The 15,626-nt window shown below is 67.4% G+C and carries 19 protein-coding genes and 1 tRNA gene; 13 read left to right on the top strand and 7 right to left on the bottom strand.

The genetic code is table 11. The features are described 5' to 3' along the window. Positions 1-8: 8 nt before the first annotated feature. Together AC1D2L_RS09995 and cobJ are read left to right on the top strand one after the other, a co-directional pair. Positions 9-728: a precorrin-2 C(20)-methyltransferase gene (locus tag AC1D2L_RS09995; RefSeq protein WP_476845848.1), complete on the top strand. Its 720-nt coding sequence runs from the start codon at positions 9-11 to the stop codon at positions 726-728. After that, entirely contained in the window at positions 725-1,516 is a 792-nt protein-coding gene (cobJ, locus tag AC1D2L_RS09990) for a precorrin-3B C(17)-methyltransferase (protein WP_476845704.1), read from the top strand. The genes AC1D2L_RS09995 and cobJ overlap by 4 nt, the downstream gene beginning before the upstream one ends. On the opposite strand, the gene AC1D2L_RS09985 is transcribed toward cobJ, so the two are convergent. Beyond that, the gene (locus AC1D2L_RS09985) at positions 1,459-2,223 is read right to left on the bottom strand and encodes a cobalt-precorrin-6A reductase (RefSeq protein WP_476845703.1); all 765 of its coding nucleotides are present in this window, start codon (positions 2,221-2,223) and stop codon (positions 1,459-1,461) included. The two genes, cobJ and AC1D2L_RS09985, sit on opposite strands and share 58 nt — an antisense overlap. On the opposite strand from AC1D2L_RS09985, the gene cbiE reads away from it, so the two are divergent. The 5 genes from cbiE to bluB are packed head-to-tail and all read left to right on the top strand — an operon-like array spanning position 2,222 to position 6,561. Further along, positions 2,222-3,484, top strand: a complete 1,263-nt coding sequence (cbiE, locus tag AC1D2L_RS09980; RefSeq protein WP_476845702.1) for a precorrin-6y C5,15-methyltransferase (decarboxylating) subunit CbiE — start codon at positions 2,222-2,224, stop codon at positions 3,482-3,484. The two genes, AC1D2L_RS09985 and cbiE, sit on opposite strands and share 2 nt — an antisense overlap. Further along, positions 3,481-3,873 carry a cobalamin biosynthesis protein gene (locus AC1D2L_RS09975; protein WP_476845701.1) on the top strand — a complete coding sequence of 131 codons (393 nt, stop codon included), beginning with the start codon at positions 3,481-3,483 and terminating at the stop codon, positions 3,871-3,873. The genes cbiE and AC1D2L_RS09975 overlap by 4 nt, the downstream gene beginning before the upstream one ends. Continuing rightward, on the top strand, positions 3,870-4,634 hold the full coding sequence (gene cobM, locus AC1D2L_RS09970) for a precorrin-4 C(11)-methyltransferase (RefSeq protein WP_476845700.1): 765 nt from the start codon (positions 3,870-3,872) through the stop codon (positions 4,632-4,634). The genes AC1D2L_RS09975 and cobM overlap by 4 nt, the downstream gene beginning before the upstream one ends. Beyond that, positions 4,631-5,950: a cobyrinate a,c-diamide synthase gene (locus AC1D2L_RS09965; RefSeq protein WP_476845699.1), complete on the top strand. Its 1,320-nt coding sequence runs from the start codon at positions 4,631-4,633 to the stop codon at positions 5,948-5,950. Before cobM ends, AC1D2L_RS09965 begins: the two co-directional genes overlap by 4 nt. Beyond that, complete coding sequence (gene bluB, locus AC1D2L_RS09960) at positions 5,947-6,561, top strand: 5,6-dimethylbenzimidazole synthase (RefSeq protein ID WP_476845698.1); 615 nt, start codon at positions 5,947-5,949, stop codon at positions 6,559-6,561. Before AC1D2L_RS09965 ends, bluB begins: the two co-directional genes overlap by 4 nt. A gap of 110 nt (positions 6,562-6,671) precedes the next feature. Here bluB and AC1D2L_RS09955 read toward each other — a convergent pair whose 3' ends face one another. The 3 genes from AC1D2L_RS09955 to AC1D2L_RS09945 form a co-directional block, all read right to left on the bottom strand. After that, positions 6,672-7,325 carry a 3-oxoacid CoA-transferase subunit B gene (locus AC1D2L_RS09955; protein WP_476845697.1) on the bottom strand — a complete coding sequence of 218 codons (654 nt, stop codon included), beginning with the start codon at positions 7,323-7,325 and terminating at the stop codon, positions 6,672-6,674. 11 nt (positions 7,326-7,336) lie between these two features. Continuing rightward, complete coding sequence (locus AC1D2L_RS09950) at positions 7,337-8,041, bottom strand: CoA transferase subunit A (protein ID WP_476845696.1); 705 nt, start codon at positions 8,039-8,041, stop codon at positions 7,337-7,339. A gap of 116 nt (positions 8,042-8,157) precedes the next feature. Beyond that, a complete protein-coding gene (locus AC1D2L_RS09945) occupies positions 8,158-8,688 on the bottom strand; it encodes a hydrolase (protein ID WP_476845695.1) in 531 nt (176 codons plus the stop codon). 151 nt (positions 8,689-8,839) lie between these two features. On the opposite strand from AC1D2L_RS09945, the gene AC1D2L_RS09940 reads away from it, so the two are divergent. From AC1D2L_RS09940 to AC1D2L_RS09930, 3 genes are all read left to right on the top strand, one after another. Next, positions 8,840-9,250 (top strand): VOC family protein, encoded by a 411-nt coding sequence (locus AC1D2L_RS09940; protein WP_476845694.1) that lies wholly within the window; start codon positions 8,840-8,842, stop codon positions 9,248-9,250. 242 nt (positions 9,251-9,492) lie between these two features. Continuing rightward, positions 9,493-9,774 carry an Atu4866 domain-containing protein gene (locus AC1D2L_RS09935; protein ID WP_476845847.1) on the top strand — a complete coding sequence of 94 codons (282 nt, stop codon included), beginning with the start codon at positions 9,493-9,495 and terminating at the stop codon, positions 9,772-9,774. 101 nt (positions 9,775-9,875) lie between these two features. Then, positions 9,876-11,372 carry an MDR family MFS transporter gene (locus AC1D2L_RS09930; RefSeq protein WP_476845693.1) on the top strand — a complete coding sequence of 499 codons (1,497 nt, stop codon included), beginning with the start codon at positions 9,876-9,878 and terminating at the stop codon, positions 11,370-11,372. A 12-nt stretch (positions 11,373-11,384) separates the two neighbouring features. Here the strand turns inward: AC1D2L_RS09930 and dapD are convergent, their stop codons facing one another. After that, the gene (dapD, locus tag AC1D2L_RS09925) at positions 11,385-12,230 is read right to left on the bottom strand and encodes a 2,3,4,5-tetrahydropyridine-2,6-dicarboxylate N-succinyltransferase (RefSeq protein ID WP_476845692.1); all 846 of its coding nucleotides are present in this window, start codon (positions 12,228-12,230) and stop codon (positions 11,385-11,387) included. A 216-nt stretch (positions 12,231-12,446) separates the two neighbouring features. Between dapD and AC1D2L_RS09920 the strand changes: the two genes are divergently transcribed. Then, positions 12,447-12,737, top strand: a complete 291-nt coding sequence (locus AC1D2L_RS09920) for a hypothetical protein (RefSeq protein WP_476845691.1) — start codon at positions 12,447-12,449, stop codon at positions 12,735-12,737. A 101-nt stretch (positions 12,738-12,838) separates the two neighbouring features. Then, positions 12,839-14,173, top strand: a complete 1,335-nt coding sequence (locus AC1D2L_RS09915; protein ID WP_476845690.1) for an 8-oxoguanine deaminase — start codon at positions 12,839-12,841, stop codon at positions 14,171-14,173. A gap of 58 nt (positions 14,174-14,231) precedes the next feature. On the opposite strand, the gene AC1D2L_RS09910 is transcribed toward AC1D2L_RS09915, so the two are convergent. Beyond that, positions 14,232-14,720: a MarR family winged helix-turn-helix transcriptional regulator gene (locus tag AC1D2L_RS09910; protein ID WP_476845689.1), complete on the bottom strand. Its 489-nt coding sequence runs from the start codon at positions 14,718-14,720 to the stop codon at positions 14,232-14,234. 281 nt (positions 14,721-15,001) lie between these two features. Here AC1D2L_RS09910 and AC1D2L_RS09905 point away from each other — a divergent pair, with 281 nt between their 5' ends. Beyond that, the gene (locus AC1D2L_RS09905) at positions 15,002-15,445 is read left to right on the top strand and encodes a helix-turn-helix domain-containing protein (protein WP_476845688.1); all 444 of its coding nucleotides are present in this window, start codon (positions 15,002-15,004) and stop codon (positions 15,443-15,445) included. Between the two features lie 91 nt (positions 15,446-15,536). Here the strand turns inward: AC1D2L_RS09905 and AC1D2L_RS09900 are convergent. Next, positions 15,537-15,613, bottom strand: a tRNA-Met gene (locus AC1D2L_RS09900). Positions 15,614-15,626: the final 13 nt, after the last annotated feature.

The following is a 15,626-nucleotide window of genomic DNA, read 5'->3' as shown; positions in this document are numbered from 1 at the left end:
GCAGAGCAATGCTCTTCGGCGTCGGGCTGGGCCCCGGCGACCCCGACTACATGACCGTGCGCGCCCGCGACATCATCCTCAAGGCCGACCGGCTCGTGCATTTCTGCAAGCGTGGCCGGCGCGGCAATGCCCGCGTCACCGCCGATGCCGTAATCCCGCCCGATCCGGCTCGCGAGATCGCGCTCGCCTTCCCGGTCACGATCGAGGTTCCCGTCGAGGATGTCGGCTATAGCGGGCCGATCGCCGCCTTCTACGACGAGGCCGCGCAACAGCTTGCCGGCGAGATGGAGGCCGGCCGCACCGTCGCGGTGCTCTGCGACGGCGACCCCTTCTTCTATGGCTCCTTCATGCATCTCTGGCGGCGTCTCAGCCCGCGCTTCCCGATTGAGGTCGTGCCGGGCGTCACCGGCATGGCCGGCGCCTGGACGCGCGCCAACGCGCCGATCACCTGGGGCGACGATATCCTCACAGTGTTGCCGGGGACGCTGCCCGAAACGGAGCTGGTGCGACGCCTGAGCGACACCGACGCCGCCGTGATCATGAAGCTCGGCCGCAACCTGCCCAAGGTCCGGCGCGCGCTGATCGCCGCCGGGCTGCTCCAACGCGCCATCTATGTCGAGCGCGCGACCATGGCCGAGCAGGTCATCGCCAACCTTGCGGACAAGCCCGACGACGAGGCGCCCTATTTTTCGATGGTGCTGGTTCCCGGCGAAGGACGGCGGCTGTGACGGGCTCGCTGACAGTCGTGGGCCTCGGGCCCGGCGAGGCGCATTGGCTGACGCCCGCAGCGCAAGCGGCCATCGACGCAGCCACCGACCTGATCGGATATATCCCCTATCTTGAGCGCATCCCGGCACGGGAGGGCCGGACCAAGCACGCCTCGGACAATCGCGTGGAGATCGACCGTGCTGCGCATGCCCTGCGCCTCGCTGCCGAAGGTCGCACGGTCGCGGTCGTGTCGGGCGGCGATCCCGGGGTCTTCGCCATGGCTGCGGCCGTATTCGAGGCTCTGGAGGCCGGCGATGCCGCCTGGCGCGACCTGCCGATCAGGGTCGAGCCCGGCATCACTGCGATGATGGCGGCGGCGGCCAGAGCGGGCGCGCCGCTTGGTGGCGATTTCTGCGCGATCTCGCTGTCCGACAACCTCAAGCCATGGGAGGTCATCACGGCCCGGCTCGAGGCGGTGCTCGCCGCCGATTTCGTGATCAGTCTCTACAACCCGATCTCGAAGGCGCGGCCCTGGCAGCTCGGGGCTGCACTGGAGCTGGCCGCGAGCCATCGCGCGCCGGAAACGCCGGTGATCTTTGCCCGCGCCGTCGGACGGACTGACGAGATCTTGCGCGTGCTGACGCTGGCTGAGGCGATCGCTGCGGCGCCCACCGCCGACATGGCGACGCTGGTTATGATCGGCGCCTCGACCACCCGCCTGATCACGCGGGACGGTGCAGCGCCTTATGTCTACACGCCGCGTTCTGTGACGAAGAGCCCCTGCGCCACCAGCCAGGGCAGGACCTGATCGATATGCTCGACGGTCTCGACATCGGGTTTCGGCGGTCGCTCCACCATGACCACGGGCAGGCCCAGGCGGCGCGCGGCCAGGAGCTTGCCGGAGGTGGCGTCTCCGCCCGAATTCTTGCTGACGAGGACCTCGATGCCTTCGCGGCGCATCAGGTCCTCCTCGTCATCGGCGTGGAAGGGACCGCGCTGCTGGATAACCTTGACGTCATGCAACGGCAGGCGATTGCCGATCGGCTCGATCGCGCGAACGAGATAGTGGTGCTGGGGGGCATCCGCGAAGGCAGGCAACTCGAGCCGGCCAACCGTGAGGAAGACACGCTTCGGCTCGGGGCCGAGAGCCTCCGCCGCCGCGGCCATGTCGAGCACGGAATGCCAGCGGTCGCCGGGGCACGGACTCCACGGCTTGCGATGAATCGCGAGCAGCGGGACGCTCTGCGCCAGGCAGGCCGCCTGCGCGTGAAAGGGCATGATCGCGGCGAAAGGATGGGTGGCGTCGATGACCGCCACGATGCCTTCCTCCTCAAGATAGCGCCGCAGGCCCTCGATGCCGCCAAAGCCCCCCGTGCGAACCGGCAGGTTGGTCGGTTTCGGGTCGACGGTGTGCCCCGCCAGCGATATCACCGCGCGGATATCGGGAGCCTGTTCGGCCAGATGCTGGTCGAGAGCCGCCGCTTCGCTGGTTCCGCCAAGGATGAGGATCGTCATGCCAATAGTCTCCCCCGAATCGCCTGACCTGTCGACCCGCTCAAACTCCGAGCCCTGGCTGTCGCTGGTCGGCCTCGGCGAGGACGGCCCGGCCGGATTGTGCCCGGCGGGCCGCGCGGCGCTGGAAGAGGCGGAGATCGTCTTCGGCGGGGAGCGCCACCTCGCTTTGCTGGCGCCGGTGCGCGATCAGGTGCGCGGCGAGGTTCGGGCCTGGCCCCAGCCCTTCCGCAACGCCCTGCCCTCGATCCTGGCCGAGCGCGGGCGCAAGATCTGCGTGCTCGCCACCAGCGACCCCTTCCATTACGGCATCGGCGCCGGGCTGGCGCGCGCCATCCCGGCCGAGGAAATGCGGGTCATTCCGCAGATCTCGTCCTATTCGATGGCCTGCACGCGGATGCGCTGGGCGCAGGAGGAATGCGGGCTGGTCTCGCTGCATGGCCGCACCCTGCAGCGGATCGTGCCGCTGTTACAGCCAAAGGCCCGGATCCTGGCCTTGTCCTGGGACGAAACCACGCCGCCGGCGGTCGCCAAACTGCTGACCGAGCGCGGGCTGGGCGCAAGCGAGATCACCGTCCTGGAATCGCTGGGTGGTCCGCACGAACGCATCCGCAGCGCGCGCGCCGATGCCTTCGCCCTCGACGGGATCGTGCCGCTCAACCTGATCGCGGTTAAGGTGGTCGCGGATGCCGCCTCGCGCATCGTGCCGCTGGCGCCGGGGCTCGACGAAAGCTGGTTTGCCCATGACGGCCAGATCACCAAGGCCGATATCCGTGCGATCACGCTGGGAGCGCTGGCCCCACGCATCGGCGAACGGCTCTGGGACGTCGGCGCGGGCTCCGGATCGGTCTCGATGGAATGGTGCCTGCGCCATCCCAGCAACCGCGCGGTGGCCTTCGAGGCCAAGCCGGAACGCGCAGAGCGGATCGGCCAGAACCGCATCGAACTCGGCGCCCTGCGCATCGAGATCGTCGGTTCGGCGCCCGCAGCCTTTGCCGAGCGCCCCGCCCCGGACGCCGTCTTCATCGGCGGCGGCATCTGCGACGAGGGCGTCTTCGAGCAGGCCTGGGCAGCCCTCAAGCCCAATGGTCGCCTCGTCGCCAATGTCGTGACGCTCGAGGGCGAAGCGCGACTGGCTGCGCTGTTCAAGGCTCATGGCGGCAGCCTGCGCCGGATCGGCGTGGAGTATCTCGATGCTGTCGGCACCATGCATGGCTGGCGTCCCGCGATGCCGGTGACGCAATGGCGCGTGACCAAGCCGTGAGCGCCGGACGCCTGATAGCGGGGATGGGCTTTCGCCCCGACACCAGCGAGGCCGACCTCGCGACCTGCCTCGACCAGGCCCTGCAACGTGCCGGATGTGTCGGCGAGTCCGTGACGCGGCTGGCCACATTGGCCGCGCGCGCGACTGAGCCGGGGTTGGTGGCGCTTGCCAAGGCGCGCGGCGCCGAACTCGTCGCCATTCCCGACGAGGCGCTGAAAGGATTCGAGGCGGCCTGCGCGACGCGCTCGACGCGGATCGCCTCGCTCTTTGGCGTCGGCTCGGTCGCGGAGGCGGCGGCGCTGGCTGTGGCGGGGCCCGGCGGCGTGCTGGTCCTGCCGCGCATCGCCACGCCACGCGTCACCTGCGCACTGGCGAGAGCGAATCCATGACAGTGCATTTCATCGGCGTCGGCCCCGGCGCGCCCGATCTCATCACCCTGCGCGGGCGCGACCTGATCGCCGCGGCCCCTGTCTGCCTCTATGCGGGATCGCTGATCCCCAAGGCGATGCTCGCCTGGTGCCCGCCCGACGCACGCATCGTCGACACAGCCCCGCTCGATCTCGAAGCGATTATCGCGGAGATCCGCAAGGCCGAGGCTGCGGGGCAGGATGTCGCGCGGCTGCATTCGGGCGACCTCTCGATCTGGAGCGCCTGCGGCGAACAGATGCGCCGGCTCGATGGCCTCGGCATTGCCTACAGCGTCACGCCGGGGGTTCCGGCATTTGCAGCCGCCGCGGCGGCGCTGAAGCGCGAACTCACCCTGCCGGGCGTGGCGCAGTCCCTCGTCCTGACCCGCACCTCTGGCCGCGCCTCGGCGATGCCCGAGCGCGAACAGCTCGCCAGTTTCGCGCAGACCGGCGCGACGCTTGCGGTGCATCTCTCGATCCATGTGATCGACAAGGTGGTGGAGGAACTCACGCCGCTCTACGGCGTCGACTGCCCGGTCGCGATCGTGTTCCGCGCCTCCTGGCCCGACGAGCGCATCCTGCGGGGTACGCTGGCCTCGATTGCGGCACAGGTGCGCGAATCCGGGCTGGAGCGCACGGCGCTGATCCTGGTCGGGCCGGCGCTGGCCGCGGAGGATTTTGACGAGAGCGCCCTCTATTCGACCGGCTACGACCGGCGCTTCCGGCCGGGCGGCGGGACATGATCGCGCCGGGACTTCTCATCGCCGCGCCACGGTCTGGGTCGGGCAAGACCACGATCACGCTCGGGCTCCAGCGCGCGCTGGTCAAGCGCGGCCTGACCGTGCGCGGACTGAAATGCGGGCCCGATTATATCGATCCGGCTTTTCACGCCGCAGCGACAGGCGCCCCCAGCGCCAATCTCGATTCCTTCGCGATGCCCGATGCCCTGCTCGGCCAGATCGCGGGCCAGGCGGCCGGCGCGGCCGACCTCGTCATCGCCGAGGGCTCGATGGGCCTGTTCGATGGGGTGCCCGGGCCTGATGGGCATACCGGCGCGAGCGCCGATATCGCAGCCTTGCTCGGCTGGCCGGTCGTACTGGTGATCGACGTCTCCGGCCAGGCGCAATCGGCAGCGGCGATTGCGCTCGGCTGCATGCATTACGACCCGCGCATCCGCATCGCCGGCGTGATCCTGAACAAGGTCGCCAGCGAGCGTCATCGCCGCCTAGTGGCGCAGGGCATGGCGAAGATCGGCTTGCCCGTGCTCGGCGCACTGCCGCGCGAAGCCAGCCTGATCCTGCCGGAGCGCCACCTCGGGCTGGTGCAGGCAGGCGAGACGGACGACCTGCATGCGCGTCTCGACGCGCTCGCGGATGCGATCGCACAGGCCATCGACCTAGACTCCGTGATCGCGGCAGCGGGCGCAACGCAGCTTCCGGCAGCGGGGGCACTGGCACGAGCCCTGCCCGCGCCGGGACGGCGGATCGCCCTGGCGCGGGATGCGGCCTTCAGCTTCGTCTATCCGCATGTCGAGGCGGGCTGGCTGGCTGCGGGCGCCGAAATCGTGCCGTTCTCGCCCTTGGCCGACGTGGCTCCGCCTGAATCCTGCGACGCCTGCTGGTTGCCGGGCGGCTATCCTGAGCTGCATGCGGGCGTGCTCGCCCAAGCGAGCCGCTTCATGACCGGCTTGCGCGATTTCGCCAGGACACGTCCTGTCCATGGCGAGTGCGGCGGCTACATGGTTTTGGGGCAGACGCTGGTCGATGCCGATGGCATCAGCCACGGCATGGCCGGGCTGCTCGGCGTGTCCACCAGCTTTGCCAGGCGCAAGATGAACCTCGGCTATCGCCGCGCCGTGCTGCAGGCTGACGGGCCGCTCGGCCGCACGGGCGAGGCTCTGACGGGGCACGAATTCCACTACGCCACGACCGTCTCGCCCGGCGAGGATCCGCCCTTCGCCGTGGTGACGGACCCGCACGGATCGGCTCCTGCACCCGCCGGCAGCCGGCGGGGCCATGTGACAGGGTCGTTCTTCCACGCGATCGCCGTCGCGTCGTGAGCGAGCCGCCTGTCTTCGACGCAAGCTTTGCGGCACAGTTCGCCGCGTTGCTGGCCTGGCGGCGCGATGTCAGGCGGTTCCGCCGCGAGCCACTGCCGGAGGGGCTGGTCGAGACCTTGCTGCGCCAGGCAGAATTGTCGCCCTCCGTCGGGCACTCTCAGCCCTGGCGCTGGATGCGCGTGACGCAAGCCGAGCAACGCGCCGCGATCCAGCAGAGTTTTGCGCGATGCAACGCGCAGGCGCTTGGCGCCTATGACGGCGAACGGGCGCAGCTTTACGCGCAACTCAAGCTGGAGGGCCTGCACGAGGCTCCCGAGCAGATCGCCGTGTTTTGCGATCACGGGACACAGCGCGGCCACGGGCTCGGGCGGCGCACCATGCCCGAGATGCTCGACTATTCGGTCGTTGCCGCGATCACGCAGTTCTGGCTTGCGGCGCGGGTCGCGGGCGTCGGCGTGGGTTGGGTTTCGATCCTGGAGCCGGACGCGTTGACCGCCACGCTCGGCACGCCGCCGGACTGGAAGCTGATCGCCTATCTCTGCATCGGTTGGCCCGAGGACGAGCACGATGCGCCGGAGTTGGTACGGGCCGGCTGGGAGTCGGGCCGATAGCGCTCCGCGTCATGCTCGCCCTCGTGGCGAGCATCCACGTCTCGAGTTCGCCCAGCGAAGGCGTCGATGGTCGGGACAAGCCCGACCATGACGTGAACGGTTAGCCGCTTCTACAGGGCCACCTTGAAGGACGCTTGGGTCTTCGCCTTGATCTCGTCGAGGGTGACGCCCTCGGCGAGCTCGATCAGGCTCATGCCGCCACCATTCTCGTCGATCGAGAAGACGCCGAGATCGGTGATCACCATGTCGACCACTCCCGCGCCGGTCAGCGGCAGGTCGCAGGACTTGAGCAGTTTTGGCGATTCCGAGCCGTCCTTGTTCTTGGCGACGTGCTCCATCACCACCACGACCTTCTTGACGCCGGCGACGAGATCCATGGCGCCGCCCATGCCTTTCACCACCTTGCCGGGGATCATCCAGTTGGCGAGGTCGCCATTCTCCGCGACCTGCATGGCGCCGAGGATCGACAGGTCGATATGCCCGCCCCGGATCATGCCGAAGGAGTCGGCCGAAGAGAAATAGCTCGTCGTCGGCAGTTCGGTGATGGTCTGCTTGCCGGCATTGATCAGGTCGGGATCCTCGTCGCCCTCATAGGGGAACGGGCCCATGCCGAGCATGCCGTTCTCCGACTGGAGCTGAACCGAGACGCCCTCGGGGATGTAGTTCGAGACCAGCGTCGGAATGCCGATGCCGAGATTGACGTAATAACCGTCCTTCAGTTCCTTCGCGGCGCGAGCGGCGATCTGTTCACGGGTCCATGCCATGTCGCTTCTCCTTACGCGGCGCGCTTGCGGGTGGTGCGCTGCTCGATGCGCTTGGCGGCATTGGTGACGTGAACGATGCGCTTCACGAAGATGCCCGGCGTATGCATGTGGTCGGGGTCGATCTGACCGGCCTCGACGAGGTTCTCGACCTGCGCCACTGTCATGCGCGAGGCCGAGGCCATCATCGGGTTAAAGTTGCGCGCGGTCTTGCGGTAGACGAGGTTGCCCTCGGTATCGCCCTTCCAGGCATGCACCAGCGAGACATCGGCGAAGATGCCGCGCTCCATGATGTAGCGCTCGCCGTCGAACTCGCGCTCCTCCTTGCCCTCGGCGACAAGCGTGCCGACGCCGGTCTTGGTGAAGAAGGCCGGGATGCCGGCGCCGCCGGCGCGGATGCGCTCGGCCAGCGTCCCCTGCGGGGTGAATTCGAGCTCGAGCTCACCGGCCAGGAACTGCTGGGCGAACAGCTTGTTCTCGCCGACATAGGAACTGATCATCTTCTTGATCTGGCGGGTCTCGAGCAGGATGCCGAGGCCGGCGCCGTCGATGCCGGCATTGTTGGAGACGAAGGTCAGGTCCTTCGCGCCGGATTCCCGAACGGCCTCGATCAGGAGATCGGGGATGCCGCAGAGGCCGAAGCCGCCGGCCATGATCGTCATGCCATCCTTGATAGCACCGGCGAGCGCCGTCTTCGCGTCTGGGTAGACCTTCTTCATCGCGTTGCCTTTTGTCGCTGGAAGATATTGCCGGAGGGCTCGCCTTAAGGACTAGCCGAGCCGATGGTGCGCTTGCAACATCGAACGACCGGCAGGCGGCTTACGGGTTTCCGCACTCAGCGGATCAAGCGGGATGCGGCCCGGAACAGCGGGTGCTCTGCGGTGCGCAGCCACTCGAAGACCACCATTTCCGTCGTCACGATCTCGGCGCCGTGGCGTTCCATCCGGCGCAGCGCAACCTCCTTCGATTCCGGGGCGCGCGAACCGATAGCATCCTGGACGACGATCACGCGACGGAGATAGTCGAGCAGGCTCAACACCGTCTGGCCGACGCAGACATGCGCCTCGCAGCCGCAGATCACGAGATCCTTGTCACCAGCGAGCGCTTCGAGAAAGGCCGGCGCACCGCAGGCATCGAAGCTCATCTTGGCGATGACGGGGCCGCTGCCGGCAAGCTCGGGAACCGTCGTGCCCAGCCCCGCCGGGTTCTGCTCGGTCAGCACGATGGGCACCGCGAGCAGGCCAGCGGCATCGACCAGCCGCCTGGCATTGGAGACGAGGCGTTCGCCATCATGGATCGCCGGCATCAGGCGCTGCTGGAAATCGATGATGACGAGAATGCTGTCGGGAGCGTTGATCAGCGGCATCGTTGCGTTTCTCTTCTCATCCCCAGACGGGCACGACGCGGCCCTGAAAGCCGGAGCATATCCGAAACCTTGCCATCGGGGCCATGTCTTCGCATGCTGCGACTGTCTCGATCGGCGCCCTCCGGGGCTGCGCGGAAGCGAAGGAAAAGCCATGCCGCAGATGATATTCGTCAACCTGCCCGTCAGGGATCTCGACCGGTCGGTCGCATTTTTCAAGGCCCTCGGCTTCGCGTTCAACGCCCAGTTCACCGACGAGACCGCCGCCTGCATGGTGATCAGCGACACGATCTACGCGATGCTGCTCACCCACGAGAAATTCGCCGGCTTCTCGCCAAAGCCGATCACCGACACCGCCAGCTCGATCGAGGTGCTGACCTGCCTGTCGCGCGACAACCGCGAGGCCGTGGACGCGATAGTCAAGGCCGCCGTGGCGGCCGGCGGCACGACCTACAACCAGCCGCAGGACCATGGCTTCATGTATGGCCACGGCTTCCAGGACCTCGACGGCCATGTCTGGGAGGTGATGTGGATGGACCCCGCCGCGGTGACGCAGCAGAGCTGAACGCGGCCTTGTCCTGGCGGATCGGGCAATAACGCGCGAGTAGCTGTCTATCCCCTGCTCCGCGCAACGCTGCATCCTCATGTCTCTTCGCGACCACGAGGAGGAGCACGGACATGAGCGACAGCACGGGCCATTGCGATCCCATCAAGGCGCCTACCGCCCCTCGGAGGACCATCCTCCTCGGGCTAGTCCTGATCGGCGTCGCTCCGAGACGAGGCCAGTCTCAGGAGCGCACGCGCACGATGACGACGACCGATCAGCCCCCCAGCCACGCCGGCACCGGGGCGGCTCCGTATCCCTGTGTCGGCATATGGGTCACCGCCGACGGCCATATCAGGCACGAGCTTCTCCCCAACGGCCGCTACGACGAGGCCAGGGGCAATCGCAAGAGCGCCTATCAGGGGCGCTACACCATCACCGGCAACCATATCGACTATGTCGACGATACCGGCTTCACGGCCGACGGCGACTTCGTCGATGACGTGCTCCATCATGCCGGGATGGTCCTGCGTCGGGAGCGCTGACCGACGCAGCGCGCAACACCGTCCTGCCGCCCTGCGCATATCGCATGGCCAAGGCGCGACCTATAGTTGAGCCATTCCCTTTACGCAGGCGAACGCTCACGATGGACAAGCGGGTCGAGACGGGGGCGCCGGCTGCGCCCCTCACCCATGCCGATATTCGTTCCATCATCTTCGGGATCATGCTCGCCATGTTCCTGGCCGCGCTGGACCAGACCATCGTCGCAACGGCGATGCCGACGATCGGGCGCGAACTCGGCGACGTCACGCATCTGCCATGGGTGGTGACTGCCTATCTGCTGGCCTCGACGGCGGTGACGCCGCTCTACGGAAAGCTGGCCGACATCCATGGCCGCCGAGTCACGATGCTGGCGGGCATCGTCGTGTTCCTCATCGGCTCGATCGCCTGCGCGCTGGCGCCGACATTGTGGCTGCTCGTCGTCGCCCGCTTCCTTCAGGGCCTGGGCGGTGGCGGCCTGATCGCGCTGGCGCAGACCATCATCGGCGACATGGTGCCGCCCAAGGAGCGCGGCAAATACCAGGTCTACATCGCCACCGTCTTCTTCTCCGCCTCTGTCCTCGGCCCGGTGCTAGGCGGCATCATCGCCGAGGTCCTGCACTGGTCGGTGATCTTCTGGATCAACCTGCCCCTGGGGCTCGGCGCCTACTGGATGACCAGCTCCGCGCTGAAGCGCCTGCCGCGCCATGAGCGCCCGCATAAGCTCGACGTGCTCGGCGCGGTGCTGATGACGAGTGCGACCATGTCGCTGCTGCTCGCCCTCTCCTGGGGCGGGACCTATTACCCCTGGGGCTCGCCGGTCATCGTCGGGATGGTCGGCCTTTCGGTCCTGCTCTGGATCACCTTCGCCTGGCAGCTGAGGCGCGCGGCCGAGCCGCTGATACCGCTCGACCTGCTGGCCAATCAGGTCGTGCGCTCGGGCACGCTCGCGGCCGGGTTCGGCATGGGTACCTTCATCGGCCTCACCATCTATCTGCCGCTGTATTTCGAGACCGTCGCCGGGCTGAGCGCCTCGTCCTCCGGGCTCGGCCTGCTGCCGCTCACCTGCGGCACGGTGATCGGCGCGACCAGCTCAGGCCGTGCGATCGCGCATCTCACGCACTACAAGCGCGTCCCACTGGTCGGGCTGAGCATGGCACTGGTGGGCATGGCGCTGCTGACGGTCTTCGCGGGGACAATGCCATTGGTGCCGTTCTGCGCGATCCTCGCGCTCGTCAGCGTCGGGCTCGGCACGCTACTGCCTGTCGCCACGATCTCGATCCAGAACGCCGTGCTGCCCTATCAGCTGGGAACGGCCACGGGAGTGGCCAACTTCTTCCGCCAGATCGGCGGCGCGCTTATCGTGGCAGTGTTCGGCGCGATCGTGCTCGGGGGCGTCGGTGGCACCGGCGCCGTGCTCTCGCCCGAGACGCTGAAGCTCGGGACGGTCGATCGCGAGACGATGGTGCGGCTGTTCCAGTATGTCTTCGCCGCGACGTTCTTCGGTTTCGCGATGGCTTTGCTGTTCATCATGAAGATGAAGGAGCTGCCGTTGCGCGGGTCCGCGGCAGCGGCGGCCGCAGCCGCCGTTGCCAGTGAATAGGTCAGGCCGCGATCAGTCGCGCAGCAGCTCGTTGATGCCGGTCTTGGCGCGGGTCTGCGCGTCGACGGTCTTGACGATCACGGCGCAGTAAAGCGAGGGGCCGGGCGTGCCGTCATTCAGCGGCTTGCCGGGCAGCGAGCCCGAGACGACGACCGAATAGGGCGGCACCTTGCCGATATGGACCTCGCCGGTGGCGCGATTGATGATCTTGGTCGAGGCCGAGATGAACACACCCATCGAGATCACCGAACCCTCGCCGACGATCACGCCCTCGACGACTTCAGAGCGCGCGCCGACGAAGCAGTTATCCTCGATGATGGTCGGGTTGGCCTGGAGCGGCTCGAGCACGCCGCCGATGCCGACGCCGCCCGAGAGATGGACGTTCTTGCCGATCTGGGCGCAGGAGCCGACGGTCGCCCAGGTGTCGACCATGGTGCCGCTGTCGACATAGGCGCCGATGTTCACAAAGGACGGCATCAGCACGACGTTGGGCGCAATGAACGAGCCCTTGCGGGCTGCGGCCGGCGGCACGACGCGAAAGCCGGCGGCGCGAAAACGGTTCTCGCCCCAGCCCTCGAACTTCGACGGCACCTTGTCCCAGAAGACGCCCTCACCGGGGCCGTTGGCCATGATCTGGTTGTCGGTCAGGCGGAATGAAAGCAACACGGCCTTCTTCAGCCACTGATGCACGACCCATTCGCTGCCGATCTTCTCGGCGACGCGGGCCTCTCCGGAATCCAGCATCTCGATCGCGTGCTCGACGGCATCGCGGACGGCACCCTTGGTGGTGATCCCGATCTCGGCACGGGCTTCCCAGGCGGCATCGATGGTGGCGGCGAGATCGGTCAGGGACGTCATGGCGCGGGCTCTCTCGTCAAGCTCGGCGTGCGGCCGAGGTCCATGCCGGGCGACATGGATGAAGGAAGGCGGGGATGCCCGGGTATAACCGGGCAGCTCGGGCCGAGCGATGCCGGAAGGGCGCCGCCACGTCAAGGCGCTGCGTTGCGGCGGGAACGGGCCGCCCGCCATTCGGTTATGGTAATGCAGCGACACTCGCGAGCCCCTGGAGACCTCATGAAACGCATCGTCCTGACATTGCTGCTGAGCCTGACGGCCACGGCGGCACTTTCGCAATCGCGCCCCTCCACCACGACGCAGATCTGCAGCGCCAACCGGCAGATCGTCGCGTCCAATGGCGCGATCGTGCTCGGCACGGGCGGCTTCACCTATGACAGGTTCGTGCGCGACCGCAGCTTCTGCGAATTCGACGAGACGACCGAGCCGGCCTGGGTCCCCAGCCGCGACACGCAGACCTGCTTCGTCGGCTATCGCTGCAAGAGCCGCGACCGAATCTTCGACAACTGAGCCCCGTGGCCGTGACCGGGGCCGCGCAGGCTTTGCAAAAGCTGCGCTGCTTCCCCTAGAACGGGCCTGGCAATCCCGCCCGCTTTCTGGACGTCACGACCATGCGCTTCTGGATCAGGAACCCGCTCGGCATCGTCGCCGAGAATGCCGGCGGCGGCATCGTGCTCGATGGCAGCCACATCGTCGAGCTCGTGGCGTCAGGCGCGGCCCCTGCCCTCGCCGTCGATGAGGTCTTCGACGCCTCGGCCCATGTAGTCCTGCCGGGCCTGATCAATACGCATCATCACTTCTATCAGACGCTCACCCGCGCCCACCCCGCCGCGATCGACCGGGAGCTGTTTCCGTGGCTGACCGCGCTCTATCCGCTGTGGGCGCGGCTGACGCCCGACGATCTCAGGCTGGCGGTGCGCGTCGCGCTGACCGAGCTCCTGCTGTCCGGCTGCACGACTGCCGCCGACCACCATTATCTCTACCCCAGGGGCCTGGAGAACGCGGTCGACATCGCCGTCGAGGAGGCCCGCGCGCTGGGCATCCGCGCCACGATCTCTCGCGGCTCGATGAACCTGTCGCAGAAGGATGGCGGCCTGCCGCCCGACAGCGTCGTGCAGGACGAGGACACGATCTTGGCCGATAGCGAGCGGGTGCTGAACCTGTTCCATGATCCCGCGCCCGGCAGCATGATCCAGATCGCGCTCGCACCCTGCTCGCCCTTCTCTGTCACACCTGCGCTGATGGCCAGAAGCGCCGAGTTAGCCGCGCGCTTCGACGCCCCGCTCCACACCCATCTCGCTGAGACCCGTGACGAGGACGCCTATTGCCTCGAGGTCTATGGCAAGCGCCCGCTCGATCTTCTCGAGGAGACCGGCTGGATGCGGCCGAAGACCTGGCTCGCGCATGGCGTCCACTTCTCCTGTGAGGAATGCGAGCGGTTGGGCAAAGCGGGCGTCGGCGTCTGCCACTGCCCGACCTCGAACGGCGTGCTGGCGTCGGGATTCTGCCGGACGCGCGAACTGGTGGCGGCCGGCGCGCCGCTCGGGCTCGGCGTCGACGGCTCGGCCTCGAATGACGGTTCCAACCTGATGGAGGAATTGCGCCACGCGCTGCTGATCAATCGCCTGCGCTATGAGAGCGCCACGGCCGTGACGGCGCGCGACGTGATCCGGTGGGCGACCGAAGGCTCGGCGCGCTGCCTCGGGCGCTCGGATATCGGCGCGATCGCACCCGGCATGCAGGCTGACCTCGCTCTGTTCAAGCTCGACGAACTGCGATTCTCCGGCGCGCATGACCCGGTGGCCGCATTGATCCTCTGCGGAGCCAACAGGGCCGATCGCGTGATGGTCGCCGGGCGCTGGCGCGTGATCGACGGCGCCGTCCCCGGGCTCGATGTCGCGGGCCTGCGGCTGGCGCACAGCGCTGCAGCCCTGCGCTATCGCTGAGCCCGGGCCGACGCAGCGCTACGCGGGCGCGGGCGCGACGGAGGCCGGTCAGGCTTCGCTAGGGCTCCCGCAGTTGCGGCAATCTCGCATGGATCCGCCGCAGGAAGCCGATCAACTGCGCGCGCTCCTCGGCTGACAGATCCGCCAGCATGACCTGCTCGCGCGCCGTGGCCACGTCGATCAGCTTGCGGTGCAGCCCATAGCCGCTCGGTGTGAGGCTGAGGAGTTGGCGCCGTGCGTCGCGAGAATCGACCTGCTCCTCGACCTGCCCGGCCGCCACCAGGGCGGCTACGCTGCGGCTGACTGCCCCCTTGTCGAGGCCGATGACCTCGCAGATCCGCTGGGCCGCGATCGCGGGCTCGATCGCCAGTTGCGAGATCACCCGCCATTCGGTGACGCCGACACCAAAGCGCTCGAGGTAGAGCCGCGAAGAACTGCGCGACCAGGTGTTCGAGATCGCCGTCAGGAAATACGGGACATAGGCGCCGAGATCGAGCACTTCACGATCGGGGCCGTCATCGGGCTCATGGCATCTGGTCGAGGACATGCTGGGTCCGGGCTCATCCAACGGGTATCTCGCATGCCGCCTCTCGACGCCGCAAGCAGCAGGGGGTCTGATGATGGTCTCGGCGGACGCCTCCCAGCGCGCTGGGCGCTCTCGAAGCCTGCTGACCTCACCGCAATGTGGGACAGAATCCCCACATATGACGCAAAGGAAGTGATTACGCTACGTCACGTTGTACCGGCGCAATGCTTGCAACCTCTAGCGCGTTGCAACCGATCTCCCGAGCACTGCAAGCCGTCGATCACTGCGGGGATCGAGATACCATGCCCAAGAAACGAGCGGGTCCGACTGACACGGTCATCGGCTCCTATATCCGTGCCTGCCGCGAGGCTGCCGGCATGACGCAGGCGATGCTCGCGGTCATCCTGGAGGTCCGCCAGCAGCAGGTCGACAAGTACGAGAAGGGCAAGAACCGCCTGTCGCACACGATGCTGGGCGAGCTCGAACGGCTGTTCGACAGGACACTGGATCAATTCGTCAGCGAGACCACGCCATCACAGCCGGCCTCCCTCGGATTCGCAGAGGAGGCGCAGGCATACGGCCAGGCGCCAATGGACCAGCAAGCGAAGCCTTATGCCGCGGAGGCGCACGGGCCGATCGCCCCTGCCCTGCTGACCCTGAGCGACCCCGTGGCTCGCAAGAGCCTGCTGCAGCACTACAACGCATTGAAGCGCTGGGAATCGAGATCGGATCGAGCGGCGGACTAGAAGTTGACAGTGCTCGGGCGGTCTTCGACTGCAAACGCAAGAACCCCCGCGGGCTTTCGCCGAGCGGGGGTTTTGTGTGTGTTTTGTGATTTGGTTGCGGGGGCCAGATTTGAACTGACGACCTTCAGGTTATGAGCCTGACGAGCTACCGGGCTGCTCCACCCCGCGATATGGCGCCGGT

The sequence above is a fragment of the Allobosea sp. P1_B10 genome, from assembly GCF_056406735.1.
This window is presented reverse-complemented; position numbering and strand designations above follow the sequence as displayed.